At 36.7% G+C, this 9450-nt stretch carries 6 protein-coding genes and 1 pseudogene; 5 read left to right on the forward strand and 2 right to left on the reverse strand.

Annotation, left to right across the window (positions count from 1 at the left end; translation table 11 throughout):
• Positions 1-495 precede the first annotated feature (495 nt).
• The 3 genes from L4B77_RS13445 to L4B77_RS13455 are packed head-to-tail and all read left to right on the forward strand — an operon-like array spanning position 496 to position 3452.
• Positions 496-1596, forward strand: coding sequence for a sugar transferase (locus L4B77_RS13445; RefSeq protein WP_429750996.1), 1101 nt, complete (start codon positions 496-498; stop codon positions 1594-1596).
• On the forward strand, positions 1596-2705 hold the full coding sequence (locus tag L4B77_RS13450; protein ID WP_429750998.1) for a capsular polysaccharide export protein, LipB/KpsS family: 1110 nt from the start codon (positions 1596-1598) through the stop codon (positions 2703-2705). Before L4B77_RS13445 ends, L4B77_RS13450 begins: the two co-directional genes overlap by 1 nt.
• Positions 2706-2717: 12 nt before the next feature.
• Entirely contained in the window at positions 2718-3452 is a 735-nt protein-coding gene (locus L4B77_RS13455) for a class I SAM-dependent methyltransferase (RefSeq protein ID WP_429751000.1), read from the forward strand.
• Between the two features lie 1210 nt (positions 3453-4662).
• Here L4B77_RS13455 and L4B77_RS13460 read toward each other — a convergent pair.
• Both L4B77_RS13460 and L4B77_RS13465 read right to left on the reverse strand, forming a co-directional pair.
• Positions 4663-5211, reverse strand: a complete 549-nt coding sequence (locus tag L4B77_RS13460; protein WP_429751006.1) for a sugar transferase — start codon at positions 5209-5211, stop codon at positions 4663-4665.
• A gap of 105 nt (positions 5212-5316) precedes the next feature.
• A complete protein-coding gene (locus tag L4B77_RS13465) occupies positions 5317-6261 on the reverse strand; it encodes a UDP-glucose 4-epimerase family protein (RefSeq protein ID WP_429751002.1) in 945 nt (314 codons plus the stop codon).
• Positions 6262-6431: 170 nt separating this feature from the next.
• Here L4B77_RS13465 and L4B77_RS13470 point away from each other — a divergent pair.
• Positions 6432-8293: pseudogene (locus L4B77_RS13470) on the forward strand (polysaccharide biosynthesis protein).
• Positions 8294-8309: 16 nt separating this feature from the next.
• On the forward strand, positions 8310-9422 hold the full coding sequence (locus L4B77_RS13475; RefSeq protein ID WP_429751004.1) for a glycosyltransferase: 1113 nt from the start codon (positions 8310-8312) through the stop codon (positions 9420-9422).
• Positions 9423-9450: the final 28 nt, after the last annotated feature.

Raw genomic sequence — 9450 nt, forward strand, 5'->3', positions numbered from 1 at the left:
ATGATAACCAATCCCAAGAATGCTGGCCTCCATTCTCGGAACTAGTGACAATGCACGTTTGATTAATGAGCAGGTTCGCATGAGTCAGACTAGATCCGCAATGATTGTGTTGTTGTCATTGTTAGCATGATCCTTCACCAATCCAAACGTCAATGACCCAGGATTGACTAAGCTTGGTTATGTTATTTCCAGGGAATTGTTTTACAACAAGACTTGGTCATTAATCTAGATCTTGAATGAAAGCTTAGTAGAGCAGATCGCAAATTGAGATTAAGATCCCTAAATTAAGGAAAAAATCTGCACCTCATAACTTCACTGCTAACCTAAAATTTTGATATACTCCACCACAGAAAATACAATATACGAATTACTATGAAGCTTTATACGATCCAACATTCATTGGCACTTCTTAGCATTCAATTAATCATAACAAGTTGGTGTCTATTCACACACTCTCATTTACCAAACACTGTTCTTAATTCTATGATTTTGGTTATGTTTGTATTTTTATTAACTACTTATACTCTTCCGTCAAAAAATAGACTATTTTCAAATAAACAACACGAATTCATTATTACACTTCTAAGTAGTTATGGCATTTCAGCTCTATTTATTATACTCATCCGAATAGATTACTCTCGTCCTGCTTTGATTATAGGGGCTGCCTTAACCTTTATTTGGATTCTCATATATTATCGTTTGCATAAAAAGCAAAAAATCACACTATATTATCTTACAGGTTCAGTAGATAATGTTAACTCTCGTTATAAAAACATTACTGTATATCAGTATCAGAAAAACATATCACTGCATCAAATCAAAAAAAGCTCCGATGGACTGGTTACTAACCCCCATGAAATACATTCAACAGATACGGTTCAACTCCTTGCCGATTGTGCTCTTGCTCAAATTCCTGTTTATCATTCAGAAGTAATTACTGAGCGTTTAAATAGACAAGTATCAACCACTCATTTATCCGAAACCACCTTACAGTCTATCACTCCAAACTCTAGATACTTAAAAATAAAGCCCGTATTAGAAGCGGCTCTTATCCTATTATTTTTGCCTATAATTCTTATTTTATGTTCTATTATTTCAGCTCTAGTTTATATTCAAGACCCAGGAAAATTAATATACACCCAAACTCGAGTTGGAAAAAATGGTACAACATTTACTCTGTATAAATTCAGAACCATGTACAATTCAGCATCAATCAAAAGTGCACAATTTGCTACTCAAGAAAAACATCGAATTCATTTTATTGGTGCTTGGTTAAGAAAATTTAGATTAGATGAAATACCGCAATTTTATAATGTATTAAAGGGAGATATGTCCCTAATTGGCCCTCGACCTGAGCAACCTGAATTTGTTAAGTCCTACAAACAGCAAATCCCATGTTACAACTATCGCCACACGGTAAAGCCCGGAATAACCGGTTGGGCACAAATAAATCAAGGATACACCGACAATTCAGAATCAACGCAGACAAAGTTAGGTTATGACCTCTATTATATTAAGTATTACAGCTTCGAGTTAGATTTAACTATCGTAATAAAAACGATTAGAACCTTACTAACAACTGATGGAGCTGTGTAATGAAACAAAAAAAAAAGGTACATATACTCATTGACAATGCCTCTCGACTTGATTTTTTCCAACGAGTTCTTAACAATGAAAACACTACGCCCTCTTGTGTATTTCATTCGAATATCTATACCTATGTGCTAGCAAAAACAAAAAAACATCCTGGCAGTCATATTTTACTTAGACAAAGTAAAGTTAAGAAAAACACAGCACAGTCGAGCATAGAAGAAATTAAGGGACAGAGAGAATATCAATACGGTATTAATATTAGTAACTTTAAAAAATTAGTAGAACCAAGTGATGAACTATGGGTGTTCTCAGGATTTCAATACGTTGCTTTAGAAATAAAGACTACACATCATAATATTCGTTACTTTGAAATAGCTAATTTCCCCAATAAATACCAGTCAAGTTATACAGGGGTAAATGCGGACGCCGATCATAATCATAAAATAGAAGAATTACGAACAACTCATACTGTGACGCCTAGAGAAATAGAACTGCTAAAAACACAACTACTCACTTTTCGTCCGCCACACGTTGACTCATCAATCCTAAGTAAAGCTCTAGAACAGTTTGTGAACCTGATAGGCTTTCATTGCCTAAAAACGACAGCTCCTCATTCATCACCATTGCAACAACTACAAAAAGCTATTGAGATCCATCGAGTCAGAAAAATTATTCATAACCATAAACACTTACAACGTCCAAGTAACTTCAATTTATTCATAGGGCAAGTAGCACAAGATTCACAAACCCTATTTCAATCTAATACAAATGCCATTGATTCAATTAAAAAAGCACACCAAGACTCAGAATCAAAAGGACTTCCTCTTATCGTTCGACTTCACCCTGGAGAAAAACAACTCTGCGTAATACAAGAACAAACCCGTTTTTGTAAACAAGAAGGCATCCTCATTTGCAACCAAGGAGCTTTACTGGAAAGTGTTCTTCAAAGTGAGCATATATATACAATAAACTCCACTGGAGGGTTACATTCTTTACTCCTTGAAAAACCAGTAACCCTTTATGGAAACAGTTTTTATCAAGACTGGAAAGCCAGTGATGTCGTCCTTTATCACCAACATTTACTTCAAGAATTACACTCTCCTAACTCTTAAAAGGGAACAATAGTGAACATAATAACTACATCCACTAAAGTTGGGGATAATGCTCAACTTTCATTTAAAAAAGTGAGGGTACTAGATATCCGACGACACTCAATTCCTGAACTATGTAAAGATAAGCGAGTGTTAGTGATTGGCTGTGTAGATATGATTGATATGCTCTCTATGCAAAAATACATAAAACAAGGAGAGCATCAATTCCACAATATTTCCCAAAAGGCTAGCTATACGGCAGGGCTTGATATCAATGAAAAGGGCATTAAATTACTGCAAGAAAAAGGATACCATGTTGATTATTGCGATATATTCAATGATCAAAGCAAGTACCTAGAAGAAGAGTATGATTATGTCGTTTTATCTCATGTAATAGAGCATGTGATTGATCTAACGGGCTTCATAAAAAAAATAATGAAAATTGTAAAAACCAAACAAGTTATCTTTGCGGTACCAAATGCATACAATATAAAACATGCGCTTCCCGCTCTATTACTACAACGAGAAAAAGTCAGTAATGACCACTATTACACTTTTACACCAATCACCTTTGTAAAACTTATCGAAGGGTTGAATTTTGAAGTAAAAGAACTCTATTTTGACCAAGATAGAAGACTAAAATCAGGTAAAAAACACCGCTTATTGGGAACATTATGGTCACTAATAAAATCAAAAATATTCACACACAGTGGCGATATTATTTTGGTTGCTCAATATAAATATYAACYTTTGTTTACGTCACTCTGAAWCTTATATGAAAAATAAGCCGTAAATAAAGTATAAATGGTTTTACCTCCAATCGAGGTTAACACAGCCCCCCATACTCCATAGTTAATAGTTAACACCGCGAGCAAAACAAAAACGACAAGTGCGGACATAACTGTCGAAATGGTAATATAGCCTACTTTATTTTGGGCTATTAAAAAGCTTTCAGTCCACCCACAAAAAGCCGCAGGGATAAGAAGTAATGAGCTATAAACCAGTAATTCATGAAAAGGAACATACTCGCCACCAAATAACGTCATAATGTTTTCACTGAAAATAAAGATAATCATGATACCAAACAACATGGTAACAACAGGAAAAACTGCACCCACGTAACACAACTTCAATACTGTTTTTGAATCTTTAAGGCTCACCGCTTTGGTAAAGCGAGGTAAGAGTAATATTCTTGCACCAACAACCACAAAGAAAAAAACATTCATTAAACGAGCAACAACGCCCATTACTGCAATACTCTTATCATCCAACCAAAATGAAGAGAAAGGCAATGCCAGATGAGTAACCGCAAGACCAAGAGACATGATAGATAGGTATGGTAATGTGCTTTTGAATGTCTTATTTAACTCCGTAACTGACATTCGACTAAAGCCTATAGCACCTATTTTAATTAAATATCCTAATGAAATAACTAGCGTCACGATAACACTAAAAATATACAATTTAATCAGAGGAAATTCAGGTATAGTCAGCACTAAAACAACAAACAAAAAGGGTTGTAAAAAAAATTGAAAAAACGCCCCCAAAGGGGCCTTATTATGACCTTGAAATATAGCAATGGTTAAATAAAACAATGACATTGCGTATATTTCAAATAAACCTAATCTGACAGTAAAGTCAAGTAGCCTAACTAACACCCCAAAATACAATCCAAAACAAAGCAACGAACCTAATAAGGAAAGCATAAAAGCAGCAGAAATAGCGCAGTATTTTTCTTTTAAATCATAACTGGCGGCAATATTCTTTACGAGTAATCGCCCTCCTCCCAATGTGGCCAATTGCGATACAAAAACAAGAATGCCGAGAGAGATAAAATATTGTCCAATAAGCTCTGGTTGATATAAGCGAACCAGTAATAAGTTAACTAGTAAGGCTCCGATTGCACCAGTAATCTTAAGAGAACCAAGTTGGACTCCTTGTTTAAGCAATCCTCCTGGCTTACTTACGCCATTATTCACTAAACCCTATCCCCAGAGCCCTTACCTGCAACTGTCTGTATAATATAAATAAAGTAGTATTTAACTGATAGTGTTTGAATCATCGTTTGATCCCACTCAGCCAATAGCTTAGGTGTCGACATATCGATATCATTAATTTGAGCTAAACCTGTAACACCTGGCCTTACCGCTAGTACGCCTCTTAATTCCCTCTCATCGATTAGTTCCTGTTGGTTGAACAAGCATGGCCGTGGGCCAACCAAACTCATTTCACCTTTAAGCACGTTGTATAACTGAGGCAGTTCATCTAGCTTGTTTCTACGTAGGAATCCACCTAGCTTAGTCACTGAACTCGCTCCAACTAAATGAGTCGCTACAGACTTTGTCTCCACAGGCATTGTGCGGAATTTAACCAAGGTGAAAGATTTTTTGTTACGACCTACACGCGTTTGAAAAAAGATAGGCGACCCCGTATCAAAGTAACCAAGGATACAAATAACGAGAAATACTGGCCATAGGAATAAAAGACCAAAGAAAGCAAAAACAAAATCTAACAAACGAATCAAAATGTATGCCTTATTAAAAATCAGATTGGATGGGTAAGAGGTAACTGGTACTCAATAGAGTAGCTAAAATCTTGATACAAAAGAACGTCACCTGTCGCTGAAAACACCTCAACGCGACTTCAAGTAGGCTTCTACTGTTCTTTTGATCCCTTGTTCATAGCTTACAGGAGGTTTCCATCCCAAGATCTCTTTCGTCAAACCTATATCCACTTGGAGGTTGTCACAGATTCTTTGAGCTATGTGCTTCTTTTTTAAAGCAGACGATACAGCTTGTAACCAAGACATTGGGATTGGAATTAATCGCGGTGATTTCCCCATAGCACGAGCGATAGTTTGCATCAATTTAGTTGTCGATACGTCATGATCATCAGAAGCTAAGAAAGTATGCCCTGGAGCCATAGGGTGTTCACAACACGTTAATATCAAATCGGACAGATTATCCAAATAAACCAAGCTTCTCTGGTTATTTATAGCACCAAAGGGTAACGGAATACCTTTATCAATCGAACGCATCATAGATAAGAAATTTGCTTTTACGCCAGGCCCATAAACTAATGGTGGTCTAATGATAACCACTTCTAATCCTGTCTCTTTTGAAAGCTTAGCTAACTCAACTTCAGCTTCATACTTGCTAAAACCGTAAGGGTCTTGTGGAGTATTCTTTAAATTCGGTTCAAAGGGCAAATTTGGCTCACTAAATTCACCATTAACTTTAATGGAGCTAACAAATACGAACCTTTTTACACCGGCATCTGCAGCTTGCTTTGCTAAGTTCAACGTTCCCAACGTATTAATATCTCGATAAGCTGTTAATACGTCTTGCTCAATCTCATTCATTTGATGAACACGAGCAGCACAGTGAACAACACAATCCACACCGCGAAAAGCACCAGTCCAATCGGTCTCGGCACCGATAGAAGAAATCATGAAACAGTTAGGCTGTAATTTAGCAGTATCACGCACAACAAGTACCACTTGCCATGCACACTCTTCAGCTAACTCAACAACTCGGGACCCAACAAAGCCCGCACCACCAGTGATTAACAACCTCATAGCATAATCCAATCATAACTTAAATGAAAAACAAACAAAATCTACAACTAACCTTTTAGATACACATAACAACCAATTACAGCTAGCTTACCGCACTTAAGAATATTAAAATACGGTGTTTAACTATAACTATCAAACTCAATACACTCAGTGGCACGCTAAGGGACATAATGATCAGACCAATAAATATATTGTTAAATGCCAAACGCAAGAATAAGCGTTTCATAAGTATTGGCTATGATGTTTTTGCGATTGTTCTATCACTTTATTTAGCTATAGCATTAAGACTTGGTAATGCCATATTCTCAATCGAGCTCGAAGAAATCGCAACACTACTAATCACTGTATCTATCACCATTTATAGCTTTATTAGATTAGGCATGTATAGAGCAGTGCTTCGTTATATGATGTTACCCGCTGTTGGAAATATTTTCCTTGGGGTATTCATTTCGACTTTAACTCTAATTATGAGCGGCTTTTTTTTCAATTCATTTATCCCTAGGAGTGTTCCATTTATATATGCAGGCTTAGCCATGCTAAGCTTAGGTGGACCAAGAATACTAATCCGTTCTATTTATTATCATTGGTACAAGAGAAAAAAGCCCAATGTGTTCATTTATGGAGCTGGTTCTACTGGGAGAGACCTAGCATATGCTCTAATTCATGGGAATGAATATAACCCTGTGATACTCCTTGATGACGACCCCGCAAAATCTGGCCAAATATTAACAGGATTAAAAGTACACCATCCTCATAATATAGAGAAGCTATTATCTTTGTATCAACCAGTAAAACTTCTTCTTGCTATCAACAATATCAATAAGGGTGAACGTTTGCGATTGGTGGAAAAACTTTCTCATTGGCCAATTTCCGTACAATCCGTGCCATCTGTAGAAGATATTGCAACAGGAAAAGCTACAGCAACTGATGTCAAAGACCTCGATGTAGCAGATTTACTAGGAAGGGCTGCCATTGATCCAGACCAAACTCTTTTAGCTCAGAATATTTCCAATAAAAACGTAATGGTCACTGGCGCAGGAGGTTCAATTGGCTCAGAACTATGTCGCCAAATACTAGCACAAAAGCCTAAAACTCTTATTTTATTTGAACTAAACGAATACAACCTCTATAAGATAGATCAAGAGTTGAATTTAACAAAAAAAACCTAAAGAGTAATACAAATATAATAGCTACCCTTGGCTCGGTTCAAAGACAAAATCGCTTAGAAAAGGTAATGACTGCTAATAAAATTGAAACAGTTTACCATGCTGCGGCCTATAAGCATGTCCCATTAGTGGAAGGGAACATAGTTGAAGGCGTACGTAACAATGTTTTTGGATCACTTGCTTGTGCAGAAGCATCAATTAAAACAGGTGTAAAAAATTTCACTTTAATATCTACGGATAAAGCAGTAAGACCAACGAACATCATGGGTGCCACCAAACGTATGGCCGAATTAGTATTACAAGCATTAGCTGATAAGCAGTACACTACAACCTTTACAATGGTGCGCTTTGGTAATGTATTAGGCTCTTCTGGATCTGTAGTGCCTCTCTTCAAAGAACAGATCAACAAAGGTGGGCCAGTCACCGTGACTCACCCAGATATAACTAGGTACTTCATGTTAATACCGGAAGCTGCACAATTGGTCATTCAGGCCGGAGCTATAGGACATAACGGGCAAGTATTCGTACTTGACATGGGAGAGCCTGTAAAAATCTTAGACCTAGCTAAACGTATGATAGATCTGATGGGTATGCAATCGCACACAGAGGATAGTACTCTGCAAGGTGATATTATGATCCAATTTACAGGACTCCGCCCTGGGGAAAAGTTATATGAAGAGCTTCTAATCGGAGATAAAGTAGAAGGTAGCGGACACAAAAAGATAATGACAGCAAAGGAACAAATGCTTAAATGGGAAGATATGCAGCCTCTCCTAACTAATCTGGATCAATGTTGTCATGATTTCGACGAAAGCCAAATAAAAAAAATATTACTAGACGCCCCTACTGGATATTCACCTAATTAAAAATAATGAGAATTGAATGAGAGTACTACATATTTATCGCACTTGTTACCCAGAAACAAAAGGGGGACTTGAACAAGCAATACGCTATATTTGTAAAGGAAGTAGTGAGCGTGGGATTAAAAACACTATTCTTACCCTAGGTCAAGAAAATAAAGAGTACGACTTCGAAGGTAGTAGAATCATAGTTATCAAGAAAGACTTTGAGATATCATCCAACGGGTTTTCTTTTAGTTTAGTAAGCAAGTTTCGAAAACTGAGTAAAAGTCATGATATCATCCATTATCAGTACCCTTGGCCTAGTGGGGATATTCTCAGTATTTTCTCTGACAAAAAGCCATCATTAGTAAGTTATCAGTCTGATATAGTAAAACAACGATTACTCAAGAAACTATACTACCCTCTTGAACAACTTTTTCTCTCGCGTGTTGACCGTATAATTGCAAGCTCTCCGCAATATGCACAAACAAGCAAGAACTTAATCAAACATAAAGGGAAAGTAGATATTATACCTCTTGCAATTGACCCGAGTACTTATCCTGATTTAGATCAAAACACAAAAGTGCACTGGGAGACAAAGGTAGGTAGTGGTTTCTTCCTATTTGTAGGGGTATTACGTTATTACAAAGGGCTACAGTTCTTATTAGAAGCTGCAAAAATCAATCAACTGCCAGTGGTCATAGCTGGAGATGGCCCAGAGCGAGAAAGTTTAGATATCTACATTAGGCGACATAAGTTAACTAATGTAAAAATGGTCGGATTTATATCTGAAGAGGATAAAGTGGCTTTACATGCATTATCTAAAGCATTTGTTTTCCCTTCACACTTACGCTCAGAAGCATTTGGCATTTCATTACTAGAGGCACAAATGTATGGAAAGCCAATAATCAGTTCCGATATTGGTACGGGGTCATCATACGTCAATATTAACGGAAAAACAGGAATAACAGTATTACCAACTGATGCAAAACAACTCTCAGAAGCAATGATAAAGTTAAATAATAATAAAGAGCTCTGTGAAGAGCTAGGCAATGGAGCCAGCCAACGTTTTAAGGAACATTTTACAGAGAAAATGTATGCTGATAGCTATGTCTCTTTATATCATCAGCTAATAAAACAGAATGTAAGTTAAATATTTTCTAGAGCGTGTTGAACTTTCA

Origin of the sequence: Vibrio minamisatsumaniensis (assembly GCF_050337445.1) — a bacterium.
GTDB lineage: Bacteria > Pseudomonadota > Gammaproteobacteria > Enterobacterales > Vibrionaceae > Vibrio > Vibrio artabrorum.

What these genes read in the sequence shown, in the direction of transcription:
- L4B77_RS13465 (WP_429751002.1), bottom strand. Translation starts at nt 6,261, where the DNA reads ATGAGGTTGTTAATCACTGGTGGTGCGGGCTTTGTTGGGTCCCGAGTT.
- L4B77_RS13475 (WP_429751004.1), top strand. Translation starts at nt 8,310, where the DNA reads ATGAGAGTACTACATATTTATCGCACTTGTTACCCAGAAACAAAAGGG.
- L4B77_RS13445 (WP_429750996.1), top strand. Translation starts at nt 496, where the DNA reads ATGTTTGTATTTTTATTAACTACTTATACTCTTCCGTCAAAAAATAGA.
- L4B77_RS13450 (WP_429750998.1), top strand. Translation starts at nt 1,596, where the DNA reads ATGAAACAAAAAAAAAAGGTACATATACTCATTGACAATGCCTCTCGA.